21 protein-coding genes and 1 pseudogene are annotated in these 22,969 nt (G+C 61.4%); 19 read left to right on the top strand and 3 right to left on the bottom strand.

The features are described from left to right. Positions 1–14 precede the first annotated feature (14 nt). The 3 genes from MNBBLIKP_RS07420 (at position 15) to MNBBLIKP_RS07410 (ending at position 1,342) form a co-directional block, all read left to right on the top strand. On the top strand, positions 15–242 hold the full coding sequence (locus tag MNBBLIKP_RS07420; protein ID WP_054122335.1) for a F0F1 ATP synthase subunit C: 228 nt from the start codon (positions 15–17) through the stop codon (positions 240–242). 82 nt (positions 243–324) lie between these two features. Then, positions 325–816 (top strand): F0F1 ATP synthase subunit B family protein, encoded by a 492-nt coding sequence (locus tag MNBBLIKP_RS07415; RefSeq protein WP_088309026.1) that lies wholly within the window; start codon positions 325–327, stop codon positions 814–816. Beyond that, on the top strand, positions 809–1,342 hold the full coding sequence (locus MNBBLIKP_RS07410) for a F0F1 ATP synthase subunit B family protein (RefSeq protein WP_088309024.1): 534 nt from the start codon (positions 809–811) through the stop codon (positions 1,340–1,342). Before MNBBLIKP_RS07415 ends, MNBBLIKP_RS07410 begins: the two co-directional genes overlap by 8 nt. A gap of 72 nt (positions 1,343–1,414) precedes the next feature. Here MNBBLIKP_RS07410 and MNBBLIKP_RS07405 read toward each other — a convergent pair whose 3' ends face one another. After that, positions 1,415–3,739, bottom strand: a complete 2,325-nt coding sequence (locus tag MNBBLIKP_RS07405; RefSeq protein WP_088309022.1) for a patatin-like protein — start codon at positions 3,737–3,739, stop codon at positions 1,415–1,417. A 104-nt stretch (positions 3,740–3,843) separates the two neighbouring features. On the opposite strand from MNBBLIKP_RS07405, the gene radA reads away from it, so the two are divergent. From radA to phaR, 6 genes are all read left to right on the top strand, one after another. Continuing rightward, complete coding sequence (gene radA / locus MNBBLIKP_RS07400) at positions 3,844–5,211, top strand: DNA repair protein RadA (protein WP_088309020.1); 1,368 nt, start codon at positions 3,844–3,846, stop codon at positions 5,209–5,211. A gap of 11 nt (positions 5,212–5,222) precedes the next feature. After that, complete coding sequence (locus MNBBLIKP_RS07395) at positions 5,223–5,789, top strand: CvpA family protein (RefSeq protein WP_088309018.1); 567 nt, start codon at positions 5,223–5,225, stop codon at positions 5,787–5,789. 1 nt (position 5,790) lies between these two features. Continuing rightward, the gene (locus MNBBLIKP_RS07390) at positions 5,791–6,213 is read left to right on the top strand and encodes an iron-sulfur cluster assembly scaffold protein (RefSeq protein ID WP_176399705.1); all 423 of its coding nucleotides are present in this window, start codon (positions 5,791–5,793) and stop codon (positions 6,211–6,213) included. A 45-nt stretch (positions 6,214–6,258) separates the two neighbouring features. After that, positions 6,259–7,887: an MFS transporter gene (locus tag MNBBLIKP_RS07385; RefSeq protein WP_088309016.1), complete on the top strand. Its 1,629-nt coding sequence runs from the start codon at positions 6,259–6,261 to the stop codon at positions 7,885–7,887. Then, positions 7,877–8,920, top strand: coding sequence for an alanine racemase (locus tag MNBBLIKP_RS07380; protein ID WP_088309046.1), 1,044 nt, complete (start codon positions 7,877–7,879; stop codon positions 8,918–8,920). The genes MNBBLIKP_RS07385 and MNBBLIKP_RS07380 overlap by 11 nt, the downstream gene beginning before the upstream one ends. A gap of 82 nt (positions 8,921–9,002) precedes the next feature. After that, entirely contained in the window at positions 9,003–9,548 is a 546-nt protein-coding gene (gene phaR, locus MNBBLIKP_RS07375; RefSeq protein ID WP_088309014.1) for a polyhydroxyalkanoate synthesis repressor PhaR, read from the top strand. A 26-nt stretch (positions 9,549–9,574) separates the two neighbouring features. Here phaR and MNBBLIKP_RS07370 read toward each other — a convergent pair whose 3' ends face one another. Next, positions 9,575–9,919, bottom strand: coding sequence for a hypothetical protein (locus tag MNBBLIKP_RS07370; protein WP_088309012.1), 345 nt, complete (start codon positions 9,917–9,919; stop codon positions 9,575–9,577). Positions 9,920–10,043: 124 nt separating this feature from the next. On the opposite strand from MNBBLIKP_RS07370, the gene MNBBLIKP_RS07365 reads away from it, so the two are divergent. The 4 genes from MNBBLIKP_RS07365 to MNBBLIKP_RS07350 are packed head-to-tail and all read left to right on the top strand — an operon-like array spanning position 10,044 to position 15,814. Further along, positions 10,044–11,576 carry an aminoacyl--tRNA ligase-related protein gene (locus MNBBLIKP_RS07365; protein ID WP_088309010.1) on the top strand — a complete coding sequence of 511 codons (1,533 nt, stop codon included), beginning with the start codon at positions 10,044–10,046 and terminating at the stop codon, positions 11,574–11,576. A 24-nt stretch (positions 11,577–11,600) separates the two neighbouring features. Then, positions 11,601–12,191: a DUF805 domain-containing protein gene (locus tag MNBBLIKP_RS07360; protein ID WP_088309008.1), complete on the top strand. Its 591-nt coding sequence runs from the start codon at positions 11,601–11,603 to the stop codon at positions 12,189–12,191. A gap of 30 nt (positions 12,192–12,221) precedes the next feature. Further along, positions 12,222–13,547, top strand: a complete 1,326-nt coding sequence (locus tag MNBBLIKP_RS07355; RefSeq protein ID WP_254912951.1) for a M20/M25/M40 family metallo-hydrolase — start codon at positions 12,222–12,224, stop codon at positions 13,545–13,547. Continuing rightward, positions 13,547–15,814 carry a ribonuclease R family protein gene (locus tag MNBBLIKP_RS07350; RefSeq protein ID WP_088309006.1) on the top strand — a complete coding sequence of 756 codons (2,268 nt, stop codon included), beginning with the start codon at positions 13,547–13,549 and terminating at the stop codon, positions 15,812–15,814. Before MNBBLIKP_RS07355 ends, MNBBLIKP_RS07350 begins: the two co-directional genes overlap by 1 nt. On the opposite strand, the gene MNBBLIKP_RS07345 is transcribed toward MNBBLIKP_RS07350, so the two are convergent. Beyond that, complete coding sequence (locus tag MNBBLIKP_RS07345) at positions 15,811–16,263, bottom strand: universal stress protein (RefSeq protein WP_088309004.1); 453 nt, start codon at positions 16,261–16,263, stop codon at positions 15,811–15,813. The genes MNBBLIKP_RS07350 and MNBBLIKP_RS07345 overlap by 4 nt on opposite strands. A 127-nt stretch (positions 16,264–16,390) precedes the next feature. Between MNBBLIKP_RS07345 and MNBBLIKP_RS07340 the strand changes: the two genes are divergently transcribed. The 6 genes and pseudogenes from MNBBLIKP_RS07340 to MNBBLIKP_RS18250 all read left to right on the top strand — a co-directional run. Further along, the gene (locus tag MNBBLIKP_RS07340) at positions 16,391–17,647 is read left to right on the top strand and encodes a pyruvate dehydrogenase complex dihydrolipoamide acetyltransferase (RefSeq protein ID WP_088309002.1); all 1,257 of its coding nucleotides are present in this window, start codon (positions 16,391–16,393) and stop codon (positions 17,645–17,647) included. Positions 17,648–17,654: 7 nt separating this feature from the next. Then, positions 17,655–18,032, top strand: a complete 378-nt coding sequence (locus MNBBLIKP_RS07335) for an acyl-CoA thioesterase (RefSeq protein ID WP_088309042.1) — start codon at positions 17,655–17,657, stop codon at positions 18,030–18,032. Positions 18,033–18,051: 19 nt separating this feature from the next. Then, entirely contained in the window at positions 18,052–18,636 is a 585-nt protein-coding gene (locus tag MNBBLIKP_RS07330) for a hypothetical protein (RefSeq protein ID WP_088309000.1), read from the top strand. Between the two features lie 5 nt (positions 18,637–18,641). After that, positions 18,642–20,054, top strand: a complete 1,413-nt coding sequence (lpdA, locus tag MNBBLIKP_RS07325) for a dihydrolipoyl dehydrogenase (RefSeq protein ID WP_088308998.1) — start codon at positions 18,642–18,644, stop codon at positions 20,052–20,054. Between the two features lie 142 nt (positions 20,055–20,196). Then, positions 20,197–22,188 carry a proprotein convertase P-domain-containing protein gene (locus MNBBLIKP_RS07320; protein ID WP_088308996.1) on the top strand — a complete coding sequence of 664 codons (1,992 nt, stop codon included), beginning with the start codon at positions 20,197–20,199 and terminating at the stop codon, positions 22,186–22,188. A 230-nt stretch (positions 22,189–22,418) separates the two neighbouring features. Beyond that, positions 22,419–22,969: pseudogene (locus MNBBLIKP_RS18250) on the top strand (hypothetical protein); the annotation flags it as partial.

The following is a 22,969-nucleotide window of genomic DNA, read 5'->3' as shown; positions in this document are numbered from 1 at the left end:
AAGGAGTTAATACCATGGAACCTGCAAGCGCAAAGCTGATCGGTGCTGGTCTCGCTGCCATCGGTGCCGGCATGGCCGCCATCGGCGTGGGCAACGTGTTCGGTTCGTTCCTGGAAAGCGCCCTGCGCAATCCTGGCGCGGCTGACGGCCAGCAGGGCCGCCTGTTCATCGGCTTCGCGGCCGCCGAACTTCTGGGCCTGCTCTCGTTCGTCGTCGCGATGATCCTGATCTTCGTCGCCTGATCGAACGATTCTGATACCTGACCGGCCGGGCACCGCGTTCACATGTTGATCGCGGGCCGGCCGGACCAATGCGGACACCCCGATGCCTCAAATCTCGCAGCTCGCCGAGACTTATGCCAGCCAGGTGTTCTGGCTGCTGATCTTCTTCGGCTTCATCTTCTTTGTCATTGGCCGGGGCATGGTGCCCAAGGTCATGGCCACCGTTGAAGCACGTGACAGCCAGATCGCTGCCGACCTTGCCGCCGCAGAGGCTGCGCGGTCTGCGGCCGATGCAGAAGAAGAGGCGTGGCGGATTCAATCAGGCAAACAGCGTGGTGAAGCTCTGGCTTTGATTTCTTCGGCAAAGGCTGAAGCCGCCAAGGCCAGTGAAATTCGTCTCGCCAGCGCCCAGGCTAAAATTGAGGCCCGCGTTAGCGAAGCTGAAACACGCATTGCCAGCGCACGGAACGGCGCGCTCAAGGAAATCGAAAAGGTCGCAGCCGATGCCGCGACTGACATCGCCGCCCGCCTCGCCGGCGTGACAGTCGATGCCAAGGCCGCCCAGGCTGCTGTTAAGGAGGCGCTCAATGGCTAATCTGCTGCTGCTCGCCGCCGCTGCCGAAGGCGCGCATGAGGTTGAACCGATTGCACTGGGGATGACCCCCGGCATGTGGGTCGCGCTATCGATGGCCGTCCTGATTGCGATCATGGTATGGAAAAAGGTTCCCGGTGTGGTCACCTCGGGACTGGATTCAAGCATCGCCGAGATTCGCAAGCAACTCGACGAAGCCAAGAGCCTGCGCGCAGAAGCTGAAGCGCTGCGCAAGGAATATTCTGACAAAATCGCCAATGCTGAAAAGGAAGCGGCGGATATGTTGGCCCATGCCAGGCACGAAGCCGATGCAATCGTTGCCAAGGCCGAGACGGACACCGCTGATCTGGTCGCTCGCCGTGAAAAGATGGCTGAAGACAAGATCGCCGCAGCCGAACGTGGGGCCGTCGCCGAACTGCGCGCAAAGGCTGCCGATGTAGCTGCTACAGCTGCACGCGGGTTGATTCAGGCTAACCACGACGCCAAGGCCGACAAGGCTCTGGTCGACGGGGCGATTGCCGGGCTCTGACAGATTTATCCGGCTGGAGAGGGAAAGGGCGGCCTGTAGAAGGCTGCCCTTTTTCGTTTTGGCAAGCGGATCCTAAACGGCACCGCCGGCCTCAACCTCTGCCCTGATCCCTGGCACCATCAAGGGATCGGCAAGCAATCGGCCTTCCTCCGCTGCCAATATCTCCAGGAAGGCATCTCGCTTCAGCAAGGCCAACTCAGCGGGCTCAAGGATGGAACCGTTAGGTAAACTGGACGCGACCAGATCGATCATCCGTTCTGCCCCATGCAGTCTCCCCCACAGGTAATCATTCTCACGATAGGCGCGGCTGAAGAACGCACCGAAGTTGTAGAATTCCACTCCACGCAAAGTCTCTTTGGCGCCCCCGGGACGAATCGAATTGCAATCATTGGGGCTTATCCGGTCCACTTTGGCCGGCTCGATTTCCGTTGTGCCGATCCCAAGCAGCAACGGCAGGGTCACTGTATCGTAGTAGGGGAAACCCAGGTAGGTGAGCAGAACCCGTCGCCGCAGCTCGCGCGGGACCTGTTGCAGCGCTTCGGCCAACAGGGCATCGGCAACCAGGTCGGTAGCCCCCAACTGACGACGGTTGGCCATGGAATCGAGCACCAGTTGCGGATGTTCGAACACCTGGCGTGCGATATCCGGGAAATCCCTTCCCAACGCCGAGCTCGTCTCCCGATCGAAATATAGCGCCAGCGCGCGATACACCACATCACGCAGCTCCTCACGCGCGGCAGGGTATTGGGCGTCGATATCGTCCCAATCCTCTGACAAGCGACGCGCGAGCAGACGCAAGCGTCGGATCCGGTATCGCAAATCGTGCTCGCGATAAAATTCGATCGCCTCCGGCGATGCACCGCCGCGCAAGGCCGAAAGCCGATCCAGCCCATGCGCCGCAAGGTGCCGCTCCAGATGCTCGGCAATGGGTGAAGCATTGGGCAGCATCAGTTCAGGCGAGGCAGCCAGAATATCTTCGGCCAGGCTCTCCAGAATTCCAGCGAACTTGACCTGGCCATAGCCATGATAGGCAAAGCCTGCGCGCCGCGCGGCAGATTCCTGGGCCCGCCCGCGCCACTTGGTCATGCGTTCCTGCGTCGGTCGATCCAGGAACAAGGTGCGGCCAAATTCGGCCTCAACAGCCTCTTCGATTTCAGGCCGCAGCGCTTCTATCAAATGTCGCAATGCCCCCAGCTCACGCGATCGCACCGCAATTTCTTCCAGATTATCTCGCACCGGCTGCTCGCGCGGGATGGAGCTAAGCGAGCCGAAGATCACCGAAAAAAAACCCGGTGCCCGCGGATCACCCAGCTTGAGGCCGCCAACCCGGTCCGGTTTGGGGTCGATATAGACGAAGCGCCGGTCGACCTCGCGTTGCGCCGGCCGATCGCGCAGCACCTGCATGGCCTCGGCAAAGGGAGCATTGACCAGTACTGATCCGTCGATCAGCGAAACGTGATCGGCATCCCCGCGCTGGCTGTGTTCGGGCATGATCCGCTCAACGAATGCAGTGCGGCTGTTCCAGCTGTCCCCGCGTTCCTTGGCCAGCGCGTCGATCTCGGCCAACTCCAGCGAGGGGAAGGCTCCCGGGAAACTTGCGGTCGCACGCGCAGCATAAACCAGCTCGAGCGGGGGCGCGAGTTTTCCGCCGGGCAACTCCGGCGTATGGGCGCGGAACCCGATTGAAAGCCGGTGCTCGCTTTCCTCAATCGTTTCAGGGGAGTGGAGATGGAGCCGTTCAAGGTGACCTTTGAAATCAGTCGCAGTGACAAACAGATCAAGCGGGTGCCCAGCAGGCAACAGTGGCATCCCTGTCGGCCCGCGGGCCATTGCGTCCAGCGCCTCTGCCAGCAGTCGCGAGAATCCGAGCCCGCCAAACGGCGGCTCGAACCAGCGCGAACGGATCAATCGCGACAGCTTGGCGCGCACTTCGCTGCGGGTTTCTTTCGCTACGCTGGCACTGACAACGTTACCGGGACGCTTGAGCATCCAGTAGACCAGTGGCAGCGCCCAAAACTTGCTGATCCGCGACCACGGCCGGGCGTCGGGATCGAGCAGCACATCCACATCGGCCCGTTCCAGCCACAGTTCGGTAAGTGGCTCCAGACTTTGCCCAGAATGGACGGCCTGAGCCAGGAACACACCGTTGATCCCTCCAGCGCTCGCGCCAGCAACGATATCGGGCAGCACACGCAATCGCAGGTTGTGCCGCCGTTCAATCAGATCGAGCAGCCGGGCATATACCTTTTCCGTATCCCCATCGGCCTGCTCACCTGCAATCTGCGCACGGCTGGCACGGGCGAGCTTCCACAGCTCCTTGGTTACACCGTGCATGTAAACTGCCAGGCTTACCCCGCCATAACAGACCAGTGCGATGCGTAGTTCCTTTTGGCGCATAGGCTTACTGTGGCAGATTATGATGAATTACGCCAAGCGCCTGCTTGCGTGAAAATACCAAGGACCTGCTTGCGTTCTTGCTACGTTCCATTTATCGCACAGCTATGGCCAAGCCCAAACGCCGCTATGTCTGCCAGGCCTGTGGCAGTGTTACTCACCGCTGGCAGGGGCAGTGCGCCGATTGCGGGGAATGGAACACCCTGGCAGAGGAAGCGCCCGAGACAGTCTTCTCCGCAAAACACGATCTTTCATCGGGTGGCCGCGCGATCCGGTTTGAACCACTTGATGCACCTGGTGAAGTTCTGCAACGGCGAACCACGGGCATAGCGGAATTTGACCGGGCGCTGGGCGGTGGCCTGGTTCCCGGCAGCGCAATTCTGATGGGCGGTGATCCGGGTATCGGCAAGTCAACCTTGCTGCTGCAAGCCGCCGCCAGTGTGGCCAACAGCGGCGGCGCGGCGATCTATATCAGCGGTGAGGAAGCGGCGGGGCAGGTGCGGCTGCGGGCCGAACGGCTGGGCCTGGCCAACGCCCCGATCCAGCTCGCGGCGGCCACTTCGGTGCGGGACATCCTGACCACCCTTGGCCAGATGGAACCACCCGCATTGTTGGTGATCGATTCGATCCAGACCATGCATTCCGATACGATTGAGGGAGCGCCGGGCACCGTCAGCCAGGTGCGCGGCTGCGCCTTTGAACTGATCCGTTTCGCCAAGCAGACCAATACCGCTTTGGTACTGGTCGGCCATGTCACCAAGGATGGCAGCATCGCGGGGCCCCGTGTGCTGGAACACATGGTTGACGTGGTGATGAGCTTTGAAGGCGAACGCAGCCACCAGTATCGCATTTTGCGCAGCCTGAAGAACCGGTTTGGGCCGGTCGACGAAATCGGTGTCTTCGCGATGGAAGGGCAGGGGCTGAAAGAAGTCGGCAATCCATCGCTGCTGTTTCTATCGGGTCGGGATTCGCCGGTGGCAGGCAGTGCGGTTTTCCCCGCCATGGAAGGCACCCGGCCGGTGCTGATTGAAGTCCAGGCCCTGATTGTGCGGCTGGCCAGCGGCGCAACTCCGCGCCGCGCGGTGGTGGGCTGGGACAATGGCCGCATGGCAATGCTGCTGGCCGTGCTCGAGGCGCGCTGCGGGCTGAACTTTTCGTCGTGCGAGGTCTATCTCAATGTTGCTGGCGGATATCGGCTGACCGATCCCGCTGCCGATCTCGCAGTTGCTGCGGCACTGGTTTCGGCATTGGCGGACAAACCCCTGCCGGCCGAGGCTGTCTGGTTTGGTGAAGTATCACTCGCCGGCGAGATTCGTCCGGTAGCCCACGGATCGATCCGCCTGCGCGAAGCCGCAAAATTGGGCTTCGGCACCGCCTTTGGACCCGCTGAGCTGCCCGGTGCAAGCGATGGGTCGCGCTATCGTGGCCTGGCCTTGTTGCCGAACCTTGTTGACCGGATCATGGGCGAAGCCTAATTCTCCTTGCCATGACGGGTTTCGATATTGCCATCATGATCCTGATCGGGCTGGGCGCGATCACCGGCTTCATGCGGGGACTAGTCCAGGAAGTGTTCGCGGTTGCGGCATGGGTTCTGTCGCTTGTTGCGATCCACAACCTTCACACGCCGCTGACGCAAAGCCTTTCTCCGTTCGTTGGCACGGAAAATGGGGCAGCAGTGCTGGCTTTCGCGCTGCTCTTGCTGGTCCCTTACATGATTTTCAAGCTGCTGGCGGACCGCCTTGGACAAGCCAGCCGGGAATCGGTGCTGGGCCCGATAGATCGACTGCTTGGCTTTGGTTTTGGCGGAATCAAAGGTGCGATCATCGCCGTTATGGCTTTTTCGGTGCTGGTGCTGGGTTATGATACGGTTTGGGGGATCGGCGGACGGCCGACCTGGATTACCCAGGCGCGTTCCTATCCTTACGTCAATACGGCAAGCGAAGCCTTGGTGAGCATGATTGCCGAGCGTCGCCGAGCTGCGGTTGAGGCTGAGCAGGACAAGCTCGACAAAGCGGAAAAACCAACCAAACCGAAGCATTCCAAGTCCACTTAGAATGGCCAGCACTGCCCAGCTTTACACGCCCGAAGTGCTGGGGCTTGCCACCGGGCTCGCTCACTATCCGCTGCTTGATGACCTGCCGCTGCGCGGTTCGGCACGATCGGCTGCGTGTGGCAGTCGACTGGAGCTGGGTTTGGACCTCGACGATCAAGCTGCAATCCACAGGGTCGGCCTGCGGGCTCAGGCATGCGCCATTGGACAAGCCGCAGCGGCGATTTTTGCGGCCGCGGCCAAAGGCAAGACGCGCGCGGAAATCTCGCAGTCACTTGAGGAACTGCGAACCTGGTTGTCAGGGGAGGGGGAACTGCCGGCGTGGCCTGGACTGGCCGCGATTGCTCCGGCGCGTGACTTTCCAGGTCGCCACGGTGCAATTCTTCTGTCGTGGAATGCCGCGCTAGAGGCGCTTTCCAGCGCATGATTCCCCCGCTAGTGCAATGCCAATCAACCGCACGGGAGAACAAGCATGAGCGAACCGGCACGCCACCCAGAGGTTAGTCCCAGTGCGTCCGACGTCCGCTTGGTCATAGCGGCCTCTTCGGCTGGAACCGTGTTCGAATGGTACGACTTCTTCATTTACGGCACTCTTGCCGCAATCATCGGCAAGACCTTCTTTCCGGCCGGCAGCGAGACTCTGCAGCTCCTGCTGGTCTGGGCGGGTTTCGCGGTCGGGTTTGGCTTTCGTCCACTGGGAGCGGTACTGTTCGGTTACCTGGGGGACCGACTGGGACGCAAATACACTTTCCTGGTCACTGTCACACTGATGGGGATCGCCACCGCCGGGGTCGGTCTGATCCCCTCGGCGGAAAGCATCGGGATGGCCGCGCCTTTACTCGTGCTGCTGCTGCGTGTGTTGCAAGGGCTGGCGCTGGGCGGTGAATATGGCGGCGCAGCGATCTACGTTTCCGAACACAGCCCTGCCAATCGCCGCGGGTTCTATACCAGCTTCATTCAGGCCAGCGTAGTCGGCGGCTTCGTGCTCAGCCTGATCGTGGTCCTGCTGTGTAAAGGACTGATGGAAGCTGAAACCTGGGCCGCATGGGGCTGGCGCGTGCCGTTTCTGATCAGCCTGCTACTGCTTGCCATTTCGCTCTGGATGCGACTCAAGCTCTCGGAAAGCCCGGTCTTCCGTGCGATGCAGGAAGAAGGTGAACTGGCGGGCAATCCCTTTGTCGAAAGTTTCACCTACCCCGGCAACAAGAAGCGGATCTTTATCGCCTTGTTCGGGATTGCCGCCGGACTGACCGTGATTTGGTACACGGCAACCTTTTCCGCGCGAACATTCCTGCTTTCAGCGATGCGCGTGGAAGAAACCACGGCTGACCTGATCGTTGGTGCAGGCGCGGCGGTGGGCATGGTGTTCTACCTGATTTTTGGGCATCTTTCAGACCGGATCGGGCGCAAGAAGCCGATTGTGATCGGTTATGCACTAACTTTACTCCTGCTGGTTCCCACCTTCTGGGTGATGGGTGCCCATGCCAACCCTGGCCTGGCCGCCGCTGCCCAGCGAGCGCCAATCGTGGTCAGCGGACCAGACTGCGACTTTGATCCCTTTCGCTCTGAACAGGCCAGCGAATGCGGCAAGCTGCTGGCCGACCTGACCTCTGTAGGGGTCAGTTATTCACTGCAACAGAACTCAGCTCTGCAACTGCGGATCGGCGATCAGACCGCTGATCTTGAAAGCTATCCCTGGACTGACAAGAGTGCTCGCACCAAGCAGATCCAGACCTGGCTCGGTGACGCAGGCTATGACCTTGCCAAGGTTACGCCCGCGGCGGGTGATATCGCGGTGATCATGGCCTGTCTGTTGGTCTTGATGGCCCTGTCCGGCGCCACCTATGGTCCGGTCGCAGCCTTGCTGGCGGAAATGTTCCCGGCGCGGATCCGCTATTCCTCGATGTCGATCCCCTATCACATCGGCACTGGCTATTTCGGCGGATTCCTGCCGCTCATCGCAGGGGCGATCGTCGCCAAGACCGGCAATCCCTACGCCGGGCTCAGCTATACCCTGGCCGTGGTCAGCCTGGCCTTCGTCGTTGCGCTTTGGGGGCTCAAGGGCGGTCCGCCGCGCGAATATGGTGACGATGCAGCCTGAACTGCCTCCCGCCGCTCTCCGCCTGAAACGCGATGCAAATGCACTCACCGCCAACTGGCGGGCGCTGGATCGGTTGTCAGGCTCGGCCCGGGCTGGCGCAGCCGTAAAAGCTGATGCCTATGGCGTGGGTGTGGACTTTGCCGCACCAGTTTTGCGCGAAGCTGGTTGCGAGGATTTCTTTGTGGCCCACTGGGCCGAGGTTTCGGCACTGCTAAGCCACGTCCCTGCTGACCGGGTCTCGGTGCTTCACGGACCGTTATCCGCGCTCGATGTTCGCTTTGCCCTGGCCACTGGTGTCAAACCGGTGATCAACTCACTCTACCAAGCCGCGTTGTGGCGCGATGCCGGGGGCGGGGCCTGTGACGTGATGGTCGATACCGGGATCAACCGGCTGGGTCTTGCCCTGGCCGATCTTGCCGATCCGCTGGTGCAGGGGCTCGACGTGGACTTGCTCCATTCCCATCTGGCCTCTGCCGATGAGGATAGCCCGCTCAACCAGCTGCAGTGCCAACGCTGGAATGATGCACGTGGGCTGTTGCCGCATCGCCGCGCCAGCCTTGCGAACAGCGCTGGTATCGCGCTGGGGGCGAATTATCACGGTGATCTGACCCGGCCTGGACTTGCCCTTTATGGTGGTGTTCCGTGTCCGGCACTGGCAGGAACCATTGCCCAAGTGGTTACTCCCCAAGCCGCCCTGATGCAGGTGCGCGAGCTGCAAGCTGGCGAGACGGTGGGCTACAATGCCACCTTTACGGCGCCAGTGCCCATGCGGGTCGGGGTTGTCTGTCTCGGTTATGCAGATGGCTATCTGCGCTGCTGGTCAGGCAAGGGCCACTTCCGCCATAACGGTTTGCCGCTGCCAGTGCTTGGCCGGGTTTCAATGGACATGACAATCATCGACCTCAGCACCGCTCACCAACTGCGCGAAGGGGACTGGGTTGATGCCGATTATGCCTTGGTCGATGCTGCTGCGGAAACCGGGCTGTCGCAGTATGAATTGCTCACCCTGCTGGGGCGAAGATTCCCGCGCTAGGCGAGGAGACATGCAAAGTGCTTTGTTGCAATCGCGATATTGCAGGTGCTAACGTGCAACATTAACCTCCCGGGGGCAGGACATGAGCGCGGAAGCGGTAGTCATCAAGAAGTACGCCAATCGGCGGCTCTATAACACCCAGTCATCCAGCTACATCACGTTGGAGCATCTGGCGAAGATGACCCGTGAAGGGGTGGACTTCAAAGTGCTTGATGCCAAGACCGGCACCGACATCACCCACCAGATTCTGACCCAGATCATCATGGAAGAAGAAAGCGCCAGCGGCGAGCAAATGCTGCCGGTAAACTTCCTGCGACAGTTGATCGGGATGTACGGCAATTCCATGCAATCGCTGGTTCCGCATTATCTTGAAGCCTCGATGGACAACTTCCGCACCAACCAGGCCAAACTGCGCGAAGCTTTTGAGGACAGTCTGGGGAACAACCCTTTGGCCAAACTGGCCCAGCAGAATCTGGCCATGTTCAAGGCAGCCGCATCGGCCTTTATGCCGGGTATGGCGGAAGGTAAGCCGGGCGGCACCAAGGACAAAACGCAGGACGATGAATTGGCCGCGTTGCGTAAACAGATGGCCGAAATGCAGGCCAAGCTCGATAAGCTGGGTAAGTAAACACAACCTATCGGGCGTTAGTCAGCTTATTGCTGCGGCAGGTCATCCGGCGATGCCTGGAGCCACGCGAGCAACCCTCTGTGGCCCAGAAATCCTCCCGCCAGGATCAGCAGCAATCCGCCAAGCAGCCAGAACTTTTCCTTGTTGAACCACGAGCGTTGGCTTGCGTCGTTTTTTGCCCAGGGATTGACGTGCCGGTTCGATGGCTGCGGTGCCATGGAGGGCTGGGCCGTTGCGGAATGATACTGTGTCACATGATGCCGATGCGTAATCGAAAAGCGCCGCTTTTTGGCTTCGGCAGGCTGCGCAGATGCCACAGCCACGGCGACCAGCAACAGTGCAACTGCACGCAAAGTGCCCGTATTTCCCATCCCTGCCACCTCAGGTCTGCCTTGAAAGTCCGCTAATAGCCTGTGAATCTTAAGTATCTGCGAACAATGCCCAGGCCGGAGCTGCGGCTTGCCGGTCCATGGGTGCTAGGCTAATGGCGGCCAGATGAAACACGCTCTAACCATCACCCGCGAAGCGGATTTTTCCGCCTGGTATCAAGAAGTCATCGCCGAAGCCGAAATGGCCGAGGAAAGCGGGGTGCGCGGCTGCATGGTGATCAAGCCGTGGGGCTATGGAATCTGGGAACGCATCCAGACGCTGATGGACGCGCGGATCAAAGCAGCCGGGGTGCAGAACTGCTATTTCCCGCTGTTCATCCCGCTGAGCTATTTCGCTGAAGAGGCAGAACACGTCGAAGGCTTTGCCAAGGAAATGGCGGTCGTCACTCACCACCGCCTGATCAGCGACGGCAAGGGCGGGCTGGTGCCCGATCCCGAAGCCAAGCTGGAAGAGCCGCTGATCGTCCGCCCGACCAGCGAAACCGTGATCGGCAAGGCGATGGGTCGCTGGGTACAGTCATGGCGCGACTTGCCGCTGCTTACCAACCAGTGGGCCAACGTGGTCCGCTGGGAAATGCGCACCCGCATGTTCCTGCGCACCAGCGAATTCCTTTGGCAGGAAGGCCACACCGCCCACGCCGACAAGGCCGACGCGATGGACGAAACCCTGCGTGCGCTGGAAATGTACCGCAGCTTTTCGGAAGAGTGCCTCGCCATGCCGGTGATCGCGGGCGAAAAGCCAGAGAATGAACGCTTCCCGGGCGCGGTCGCGACCTATTCAATCGAAGCGATGATGCAGGACGGCAAGGCGCTGCAGGCCGGCACTTCGCATTACCTGGGCACCGCTTTCGCCGAAGCTGCCGGGATCCGTTATCAGGACCGCGAAGGCACCCAGCAGCTGTGCCACACGACCAGTTGGGGGGTTTCGACCCGGATGATCGGCGGGGTGATTATGACCCACGGCGATGATGACGGCCTGCGCGTTCCCCCCGCGATCGCGCCGCAGCAGGTGGTGATCCTGCCGATGCTGCGTGAGGATGACGGCGACGCCGCGCTGCTCGCCTATTGCGAAGAACTGCGCGCCACGCTCGCCAAACAGTGGGCGCTGGGCGAACCCGTGCGCGTGCTGCTCGACAAGCGCGCTGGCAAGGCCACCGGCAAGCGTTGGGGCTGGGTCAAGAAGGGCGTGCCACTGATCCTGGAAATCGGTGGCCGTGATGCAGCCGGCGGGCAAGTTTCGGTGGTACGCCGTGACCGGCTTTACCGCGAGGATGGCAAAGTCAATTTTGTCGGCCAGGACAAGGACAGCTTCCTCAGCAATGCCGTGGCCGAGCTTGAAGACGTGCAGCGCTCGCTCCACGCCGAAGCTACCGCCCGCCGCGACGCGCAGATCGTGCGCGGGCTGGACAGCATCGAAGCGCTCACCGCCTACTTCGGTGATGATCGGCGCTATCCCGGCTGGGTTGAACTCGGCTGGTCGCGCCCGACCGGCGCAGCGTTGGAGGCAGTCGTCCAGCAGCTCAAGGCACTCAAGCTGACGATCCGCAACACGCCGATGGACGGCGAACCGGTTTCGGGCCAGTGTCTGTTCACGGGTCAGCCTGCGGTCGAGAGGATCTACGTCGCCCGCGCTTATTGATCGGCCAGTCTGGGGGAGATCACGATGCTGGGGGCAATCAAACATGCATTGGCGAACCTCGCCAATCCGAACGGCCGCGATGGGCGTTCGGCATTCTGGTACTGGATGCTTGCCGTTTTCATTTTGCGCTTCGCGGCGGAGATGATGGTCACTGTGCCGATGACCGCACGGATTGTCGCACTGACGGTTGCGATGGAGAGCGGCAACGAACCCTATGACGGCGCCGCCCAGGCAGCCCATCTTACGCAGGCGCTGATGACTGAAATGCCAGGGATCGTGCGCGCCGGGATCGTGATCGGACTGGCCGCGATGTTGCTCGTTGCCACCAGCTTGATCCGCCGCCTGCATGACAGTGGGCTGAGCGGCTGGTTTGTGCTTGTGCCCGGCGCGCTCTATGGAGCCGTGCTTGCCCGCTCGCCAATGCAGATGGAACGGGCCATGGAAGTGATGAACAACATGGATCCCACTAGCCCGCCCAGCGCGGCGATGATGTTGCAAGAGCAAGGCCCGCTGGCTCTGCTTGCCTGGGTTCCGCTTCTGTTGATCATCTGGATCGGTCTGCGCCGATCCGAATTCGGGCCCAATCGCTACGGCGATCAGCCGACCCAGTCCTGAATGATGGCCTGGCCGCGTCGCTCTCTTCCGGTGCTCACACTTGGCGGCCTGGTGCCGCTGCTGTGTAGTCTTGCCGCACAGGCCCAAACCGCGCCCGAACCGCAGATCAGCGAAGCACGGCTCCGCGCCGATGTTAAACGGCTGGTCGCTTTTGGCACCCGCCACACGCTGTCAGTGCAGGATGATCCCAAACGCGGGATCGGCGCGGCGCGGCGCTGGGCCGAGGCGGAACTGCGCAAGACCGCCAAGGCCTGTGGCGGTTGTCTTGAAATCGCGCTGCCGGAAACGATGGTTTCGGGCGAACGTGTTCCCATGCCAACCCGGCTGGTTGATGTCCTCGCAATCCAGCGCGGGACCGAACGACCGAACGAAATTGTTATCATTCAAGGCCATATCGACAGCCGCGTCAGTGACGTCATGAATGCAACTGCCGATGCACCGGGGGCTAATGACGATGGCTCGGGCACCGCGCTGGTGCTCGAAGCCGCGCGGGTGCTGTCGGCGCAAAAGTTTCCGACCACCGTGGTCTATGCCGTGCTGTCAGGCGAAGAGCAGGGTCTGCTCGGCGGCAAATTGCTGGCTGACTATGCCAAGGCGCAAGGCTGGACAGTCAAGGCGGTGCTGAACAACGATATCGTCGGCAACACCCGCGGCAGCGACGGCGTGATCGACGATGCCCATGTGCGTGTTTTTTCCGAAGGCCCGCGCGCTGATGGCGATGACAAATTGCGCGCGGCAGCGCGACGGTTTGGCGGTGAGAACGACAGTCCAAGCAGGAACCTTTCTCGATTTATCAATGATCTTGCACAGGATATTCCCACTGGACTTAAAGTGCGCCAGATCTGGCGAGCAGACCGGATGGGGCGCGGCGGAGACCACTTGCCGTTCCAGGAACAGGGCTATCCCGCCATCCGCTTTTCGGTCGGGATTGAGAACTACGATCACCAGCACCAGGATCTGCGCCAGCAAGACGGGATCGCTTATGGCGACACGATCGAGTTCATGGATTTTGCCTACCTCGCCAAAGTAACCCGCCTCAACGTCAAGGTTGCCGAGATGCTTGCCCGTGCACCAATGCCGCCGCGGGTGAGCGCCGAAGCCGCGGTGCAGACTTTCACCACGGTAAAGTGGAGCAAAGTCGCCGGAGCGACCGCCTATCGCGTCTGGCGCCGCCGCACCGACGCGCCCAATTGGGAAATTGCCAACCAGATTGAGGGTGGCGATACCACCTCGTTCAAGCTTGATGGCCTGCGCGGCGACGATTGGCTGCTCGGCGTCAGCGCGATTGCGGCGGATGGTGCGGAAAGCCCGGTTGCCTCCGCCGTTCCCGGCGGCCAGTTCGCGCCGATCAACTGATGCCCAGAGAGCCCAAACCCCAGCCCGGCCTGCCCACCCGCAAGCAAGTACTCGACTTCATCCAGAATTCCGAAATTCCGGCCGGCAAGCGCGAAATTGCCAAAGCTTTCGGACTGAAAGGGCAGGAGAAAATCCAGCTCAAGGCGCTGCTGCGTGACATGGCCGATGAAGGCCTGATCGACGGTAACCGCACCGCATTCCACCGCCTTGGCGGAGTGCCCAAGGTCACGGTGCTGCGCGTGGTGGATATCGATGAAGGCGAGGCGATTGCCATTCCCGATACCTGGCAGCCCGATGACGCCACCCCGCCGCCGCGCCTGCGCCTGATCGAAAAGGGGCCTGGCCGAACCCGCTCCAGTGCGGTCCGCAAGGGCGACCGGGTGCTGGCCCGAACCGAAGAGACCGGCAGCGGCTGGATCGCCTTTCCGATGAAAGTGCTCCCCGCGCGGAGCGAACAGCTGATGGGCGTGGTCGAGATTGACCGCAGCGGCAAGGGCTGGCTCGCGCCGGTGGACAAGCGCGAGCGCCATGCTTCGCCGATTGCAGACCTGGGCGGGGCAGAGGAAGGCCAGCTGGTATTCGCCGAACCGGCCGGCAAGTCACCGCGTTCCGGAGTCAAAGTCACAGCCATCCTGGGCGATCCGCTGCTGCCGCGCGCGTTCAGTCTGATTGCAATCCACAAGCATGGAATTCCCAATCAGTTCAGCACGGAAACAACTGACGAAGCACAGCTTTCCGCCAAACTTCCGGTGTTGCCTGAACACCGCGAGGATCTGCGTCACTTGCCGATCGTCGCGATCGATCCCAGCGATGCGCGCGATCACGACGATGCGATCTGGGCCGAGCCGGACGGGCAGGGCGGGTGGAACGCACTGGTCGCGATAGCCGACGTCAGCTTTTATGTCCGCCCCGGCGGCGCGCTCGACCGCGAGGCACGCAAGCGCGGCAATTCCGTCTATTTCCCCGACCGGGTCGTACCGATGCTGCCCGAAGTCCTCAGTGCCGACGTCTGCTCACTGCGCGCCGGCGAAGACCGCGCGGCGATGGCCTGCCATCTGGCGATCGACGCCCAGGGCCGGGTGACGTCATGGCGCTTTACGCGTGCAATCGTTCGAATTCAGGAAGTTATCGCCTATGAAGAGGCGCAGCGGCGGATTGACTGCGGTGATGCGGGAGAGAACCTGCAGCACCTCTGGTCGGCCTGGCGTGCGCTGGCTGCGGCACGGCAGGCGCGTGATCCGCTCGAACTGGAATTGCCCGAGCGCCGGGTTGTCCTCGATGAGCATGGCAAGATCACCCAGATCGCGCTGCGTGAGCGGCTTGATGCGCACCGGGTGGTAGAGGACTTCATGATCGCCGCCAATGTCGCTGCGGCCAAGGCGCTGGAGGCCAAGGTCGCGCCGGTGGTCTATCGCATCCACGAAGCACCGAACCGTGAAAAGCTGGTCGCTCTCAAGGACTATCTTGCCACATTCGGCCGCAAACTGGCTCTGGGACAGGTGATAACACCCGGCATTTTCAACCGCTTCCTCAAGGATATTTCCGACGAAAATGAAAAGGCGCTGATCATGGAGGCGGTGCTGCGCAGCCAGACACAGGCCTATTACGGGCCGCGTAACGCCGGGCATTTCGGGCTTTCGCTGGGCAGCTATGCCCATTTTACCTCACCGATCCGCCGCTATGCTGACCTGCTGGTTCATCGCGCGCTGGTCGATGCCTATGGGCTGGAACAGCCGAAACCCGCAGGCGATCTGCCCCCCACCAGCGGCCTGTCCGAACGCGACCGCGCCGATCTGGTCCGGGTCAGCGAGGCGATCAGCGCGGCTGAACGCCGGGCGATGGAAGCAGAGCGCGAAACCATCGACCGCTATGTCGCGGCCTGGCTTTCGGCGCGCGTGGGCGAGGTATTCGATTGCCGGGTGACCGGGGTCCAGCGGTTTGGTCTGTTCGCCACGATTGTCGGGCTGGGCGGGGACGGTCTGGTGCCGGTATCAGTGCTGGGTGATGAACGCTTCTTCCATGACGAAAAGGGCCGCGCGCTGGAAGGCGAGCACAGCGGCACGCGCTTTTCCATGGGGGACATGCTGCGGCTTCGGCTGGCTGAAGCCAATCCGCTGACCGGCGCGCTTAAATTTGAGCCTGAGGAAAGTTCAGGTTCCGGGATCGAACCGCGCGGTAAACCCATAATGCTCAAGAAAAAAGGCATCCATCTGGTTGGCAGGCGCGGTCGTCCCGGCAATGTCCGCCACCAAGGCAAGCGGCGTTAGCTGAGGCGTTCGAGATCCACATCATTCATGCCGCCTGGCACCACGTAGAGCGGGCAAGGCAGCTGCCCGGTGATCGCGGTAAAGTGCGAAACCAGCGGCCCCGGCCCGCCATTCGCCGCCGCACCCAGCACCAGCGCGCTGACTTCGGGATGGTCGGAAAGATAGTTGCGGATCACGTCGACCGCGTCGCCCGTTTCAACCGAAATCACCGGAGCTCCCCCGGTGCCGCCCAGCAGACTGCCGGCTGCTGCGGTCACCAAGGCCTCGGCACGGGCACGGGCTTCTTCTTCGATCGTGGCCTGAATTCCGCCAAAGGCAACGAAGGGCTGGCGCGGAACCAGCGCGAGCAGATGGACCGTGCCGCCAGTGCGCGTGGCACGGCGCGCGGCGAAGCGCAGCGCTACACCGGCCTCGTCCGTCTCGTCCATGATCACCAGATAGACGCGCATTGTTATACCCTCGCAGCGCTTTCAATATCTGCCACAAACGTATTCGGTGCAAGCATCTTGCCCTGTGGCGCCATTTTGGCCAGAGACGTAGCGTAACAGCGCTTCCCCAGAAGGACCGGAACCGTCCATGTCGATCGCAATCAAGATGCCCGCCCTGTCACCCACCATGGAGGAAGGTACGCTGGCCAAATGGCTGGTCAAAGTGGGCGACACAGTCTCATCCGGCGACATCCTGGCCGAAATCGAGACGGACAAGGCAACGATGGAATTCGAAGCTGTCGATGAAGGCGTGGTCACCGCGATCGAAGTGGCGGAAGGGACTGAAGGCGTAAAGGTCGGCACGGTGATCGCGACGATCGCCGGGGAAGGGGAGGACACCGCCCCGGCCCCCGCCACCGCGCCAGCGCCCAAGGCAGAAGCCGCGCCCAGCCCGGTCGCCGCGCCGGCCGCCGCTCCCGCTCCTGCTCCGGCACTTGCCCCCAAGGGTGACCGCGTGATCGCCAGCCCGCTGGCCAAGCGGATTGCGGCGGATCGCGGGGTCGATCTCTCAGCCGTCAAGGGCAGCGGACCGGGTGGACGAATCGTCAGGGCCGATGTTGATAGCGCGGGCAGCGCGCCAGCGGCCCCTGCCGCCGCCCCGGCGCCGGTCAGCAGCTCCTCTGCATCCGTGAGCGCCCCGGTGCCCGATTTCGGCATTCCCTATGTATCCGAAAAGCTCGGCAACGTCCGCAAGGTGATCGCGCGCCGTCTGACCGAAGCGAAGCAGACCATTCCGCACATTTACCTGACCGTCGATGTCCGGCTCGACGCGCTGCTCAAGCTGCGCGGTGAACTTAACAAGGCACTTGAGGCAGACGGGGTAAAGCTCTCAGTCAATGACCTTTTGATCAAGGCGCTGGCCAAAGCGCTGATCCGCGTGCCCAAGTGCAATGTCAGCTTTGCCGGGGACGAGCTGCGCAAATACAGCCGCGCCGACATATCGGTGGCCGTGGCCGCGCCTTCGGGCCTGATCACCCCGATCATCACCGACGCGGCGAGCAAGGGCGTGGCGCAAATCTCCAAGGAAATGAAGACCCTGGCCGAAAAGGCGCGTGACGGCAAACTGATGCCGCACGAATATCAGGGCGGCACTGCCAGCCTGTCGAACCTTGGCATGTTCGGGATCAAGCAGTTCGACGCCGTGATCAACCCGCCGCAAGCGATGATCCTTGCGGTCGGCGCTGGCGAGCAACGCCCCTATATCGTTGATGGCGCGCTGGCCGTCGCCACCGTGATGAGCGCCACCGGCAGCTTCGATCACCGCGCCATCGATGGCGCCGATGGGGCGCAGTTGATGCAGGCATTCAAGGATTTGGTCGAAAATCCGCTGGGGCTGGTTGCCTGATTTCAGCATGGCCGAACAACTCGTCATCCGGGTCACGGCCATGCCGACCGATCTCAACCCTTATGGCGGGGTATTCGGCGGGTGGTTGATGAGCCAGCTCGCACTGGGGGCTGGTTCGCTCGCCTCGCGCGTTGGCAAGGGCAAGGCCGTAGTGGTCCATGCCACCGACTTCACCTTTCCCGGCGCGATGGCGGTGGGAGACGAGCTTTCGGTCTATGCCGAGATTGTTGGCACGGGTCGCACCTCGCTGACCATCTTCGCGCGCGGCGAGGGGCGGGAGCGCAATAGCGAGACTGTCATCGATGTTGCCAGAGGCCAATTCAAATTCGTGCTGCTGGACAAAAATGAGCGTCCGCGCACGGTCGAAAGGGCCGCGGATGGATAAACCCGATCCCGCTCGCATAATGACCAATGCTTTCCGGCTCTTGGCCGATGGTTTCGATATGGCTGCAAAGTCCGGGGTGAGGGCGGAACTCCATCCTTCCAGCGTCGAAGCGAAGGAATCGCCGTACGCCCGGGTGCAGTCCGAATGGAAAGCTACTCTGAACGGCAACACGCTTGACCTGGGACTTCTAAGCATTCGCATCCCGGAAGGATTTCTGGCCCGAGCCATTCGCGAAGGCACGGCAAGCGTTGAGGTAACCGACAAACCCGGTTCTTTCGCACGCATCGGTGGGATGGAATCACGCGACGGTGCTGAACGATACTGGCTTGCCGAATCCTGCATAGACTATCGCGAGATTGATGGGCGCGGGTTTGAACTGATCGCGGCCTTTTCGCTTGGCGAGCCCGACCTCAGGCGGTTTGGTTATGCCGAACCTGTCGATCGAACGGCCGAGGTCTACGCCGTGAGGTTGACGGTCCTGTTTACCGAGATTTTCTGGTTCGTTTTCCCGACCACGCGATTGGTCGCAAGCGAGCTTCACAATGCCACTGCCGAACGAACCGGAATGGTCGTTCCGCTCCCGACTTTCTTCGTCAACGAGTAGATATCATGACAGACCAATACGACGTTATCGTTCTCGGTTCGGGCCCCGGCGGCTATGTCGCGGCGATCCGCTGCGCGCAATTGGGGCTCAAGACGGCGATTGTCGAGCGGGAGAACCTGGGTGGGATCTGCCTCAACTGGGGCTGCATTCCAACCAAGGCCCTGCTGCGCTCGGCCGAGGTTTACCACCAGATGCAGCACGCCAAGGACTATGGCCTGGTTGCCGAGAAGATCAGTGCAGACCTTGGCGCCGTGGTCGCGCGCAGCCGGGGGGTGGCCAAGCAGCTCAATCAGGGCGTCACGCACCTGATGAAGAAGAACAAGATCACGGTGCACATGGGCACCGGCACGCTCAAAGGCGGCGGCAAGCTGGAAGTGCAGGGGGACAAGGGCAGCGAAACCCTTTCTGCCAAGCACATTATCGTCGCCACCGGCGCGCGCGCGCGTGACCTGCCGTTTGCGCCGGCAGACGGCGAACGGGTCTGGACCTACCGCCATGCGATGACGCCCAAGGAATTGCCAAGCAAGCTGCTGGTGATTGGATCAGGGGCAATCGGGATTGAATTTGCAAGCTTCTACAATGACCTGGGGTCAGAAGTTACAGTAGTGGAGATGATGGACCGGATTGTTCCGGTGGAGGATGCGGAAGTCTCAGCATTCCTCGAAAAAGCTTTGAAAAAGCAAGGCATGACCGTGATGACCGGAGCCGGGGTAGAAAGCCTCGCGGTTGGCAAATCAGGGGTGAAAGCCAAGATCAAGGCCAAGGACGGCACGGTGACCGAAGGTGATTTCAGCCATGTCATCGTCGCTGTGGGCATCGTGCCAAATACTGAGAACATTGGAATTGAAGCTCTTGGAATTAAAGCTGAACGCGGGATCATCCAGACCGATGGCCTGGGCCGCACCAATGTGGCCGGGGTCTGGGCGATTGGCGACGTGACGCCGGGCCCGTGGCTGGCGCACAAGGCCAGCCACGAAGGCGTGATTGCCGCCGAAGCGATTGCCCAGGCGCTGGGCAACAAGGATGTCCACCCCCACGCGATGGACAAGCGCAACATCCCGGGTTGCACTTATTGCCACCCGCAAATCGCCTCGGTCGGGCTGACCGAAGCCAAGGCCAAGGAGGCCGGTTACGCGGTCAAGGTTGGCAATTTCCCGTTTATCGGCAACGGTAAGGCGATTGCGCTGGGCGAACCGGAAGGCTTCGTCAAAACCGTGTTCGACGCCAAAACCGGCGAGTTGCTGGGCGCACACATGATCGGCGCAGAGGTAACCGAGCTGATCCAGGGCTACGTCGTTGGCAAGACGCTGGAAACGACTGAAGCCGAACTGATGGCCACGGTATTTCCGCACCCCACACTGTCGGAAATGATGCACGAAAGCGTGCTTTCGGCTTACGGAAGGGCGCTGCATTTCTGAGGCATTGGCCTGAGGCCCCTGCCTCAACACAGCACAGGCCCTCAGGCATCCCCTTTCGTTAATCTGATCCAGGCACTGTAAAGTAGTGGCTTTTCCGGCGTTTTAACGGCCCGTTTACCCTGTTCGTGCAGGGGAAATACCTATGGGTCGGAAACTTTTCGACAAGTCTGCTTTCTGGAAAGGCACGCCCGCAACGATCTGGCAGTGGATCGTGCGGTTGAGCGTGCTGGTTGGCATTGCCCTGGTGATCGGGCAGCCAGCGCGCGCGCAAACGGTAACCCGCTACAGCAACGCAAGCGCCAGCGCGCTCAATGCAATCAGCGATACGCTGACGCCTTGCACCACGGCAGGCAGCTACAAGCGGACCTTCACGGTCGGCACCAGTTACACGGTCAGCGATGTCAACATCGGGGCCCTGGTAACACACACCTATCGCGGTGACTTGCAGATGTTTCTGACCTCGCCGGCCGGAACGCGGATTCAGCTTACTGCCGGATCAAACACCAATAGCGCGGCGAATTTCAACAACTTGTTCGACGATCAGGCGGCCAGTTCGATCACCAGCTATACCGCAGGGGCCACGATCACCACGGTTCCGCCCTATGCCAGCACATACCGGCCGAGCACAGCACTGAGCGGCTTCAACGGGCAAAATTCGCTGGGCACCTGGACGCTCGAAATCTGCGATCAATATGCCGCTGACTCCGGGACATTCCATCAGGCCGACCTCTATCTGACGCAGGCCCCGACAGTCTACGCCGACCTGGCGCTGACGATGAGCGCCAGCACGACTGCGCCGACCGCAGGCGGGACGATCAGCTATACGCTTACGGTCACCAATGCCGCCGGATCGCCCAGTTCCGCGACCGGAGTAGTGGTACGCGATGTGCTGCCTGCAGGGCTCAGTTACAGCAGTTACAGCGGGTTTGGCACCTTCAACAGCACGACTGGTGACTGGACCGTCGGCACCCTGACGGCCGGGCAGAGCCGCTCAATCACGATCACGGCAACCGTCTCGGCGAGCGGCGGTGCGATCATCGCCAATTCGGCCGAGATAACCGCGTCCGGCATCGTGGACATCGATTCAACGGTCAACAACGGCTTGGCTGGTGAGGACGATTACGCCTCGGTCAGCGTCACGGTTTCGGGGGGCGGGGTGGCCGGCACTCCACCGGTTCTGACTTGTGCGATTGGCACAAACTTCTTTGACTGGTCGAGCAACGCCTGGTCGGCCGGTGCCCGCAGCAATTCCTACACCGTTTCCGGGTGGGGCACGCTTGCCTTTGGCGTCACCACCAGCGGAACCGGTGATCCCACGCTGTCGGGCCAGCCCGTCACCAGCACTGCGTTAACCGGCGGTGCAACCAGCCCACGAAGCAACCTTTACCTGGGCTATGACTTTACCACCCAGGCGCAGGAAGCGACTGTCACCATCACGCTCCCTTCGGCCACCCCGGGCGCACAATTCAAGATCTTTGACGTCGATTACGGCGCGGGATCGTGGGCCGATCACATCGTGATCACCGGATCGTTCAATGGCACGACAGTCTATCCCACGGTGACCAACGGTGTAAGCAACTGGGTTGCAGGCAACGAAGCCTATGGCAGCGCCAGCTCGGCCAGCAGCAGCGCGAATGGCAACCTGACAGTCACGTTCCTCTCTACGGTCGACAAGATCGTGGTCCGGTATGGCAACCATCCTGCCGCTCCAGCCGATCCGCAAACCCAGGTGATCGGGATCGATGCGATCACGTTCTGCAAGCCGGTCGCAAGCATTGGTGTGACCAAGGTCAGTTCGATCCTCAGCGATCCGGTAAATGGTGCGTCCAATCCCAAAGCGATCCCGGGCGCACTGGTTGAATACTGCATCCTGGTGACCAACACCGGAACCGCGACCGTGACGAACGTAACCGCCAGCGATCCCCTGCCGGGCAATTTCACCTTTGCAACCGGTACCATGTTCTCTGGCACGGCCTGTGCCGGGGCCAGCACAGCCGAGGACGACGACGCTGTCGGTGCGGATGAGACCGATCCCGTTGGTGCCGCGGTTTCCGGCACGACCCTGACCGCCACGGCAGGCTCGCTGAGCGCAGCACAGTCCTTCGCCTTGCGATTCCGTGGAACGATCAACTGACATGACACATCAGAAAATTGTCATAACCAAATGTTTTTACGACTTATTTCAATTAAATTCGACGTTCGGAACACCGCTTTTGAAAGGTCAATGCCGCGCCGCCAGGCGGCCCTGAACCATTTTTAACCCTTAAAAACTCCCGCACGCCGCCGTTCAGATCAGGAATTTATGGCCCGATTGGCGGTTCGTTAACCTTGATCAGGTAAGAGATGACTATGAAAAGACACGATTTGATCCTTCGATCCGCCGTCACATCGGCCGCCGCACTGGGTTTTTGCCTGGCGCATGGAACCGCGTTCGCCACGGGCGTAACGGCAGGCACGCTGATCCAGAACACCGCTTCGGCCACCTATACCGCCGGAGCAGCCAGCGGTTCGGTGACTTCGAACACTGTAACCGTGAAGGTTGACGAGTTGCTGGACGTGGCCGTGGCCGGGCTTACCACGACGCCGCTGGCGATCGGGGCCGCGAATGCGGTGCTGGAATACCGGATCACCAACACCGGCAACGGTCCGGAAGCCTTCAACCTGACTGTCAACCCGACGGTGGCTGGCAACAATTTCGACGCCGTGCTGCAATCGATCGTGGTCGACAGCAATGGCAACGGGACATACGAACCCGGGGTCGACACCGTTCTGGCGAGCGGATCTCCAACCCCTTCAATCGCCGCCGACGGCGCGCTCAAGATATTTGTGATCGTCTCGCTCCCCGCAGGCGCAACCGATGGCCAGAGCAGCCAGGTCCGCCTGACCGCCGACGCCGTGACCGGCACCGGCACGCC

Origin of the sequence: Novosphingobium sp. B 225, from assembly GCF_002198665.1 — a bacterium.
Classification (GTDB): domain Bacteria; phylum Pseudomonadota; class Alphaproteobacteria; order Sphingomonadales; family Sphingomonadaceae; genus Novosphingobium.
Note: the sequence above shows the minus strand (reverse complement) of the source record. Positions and strands in the feature narration are given on the sequence as shown.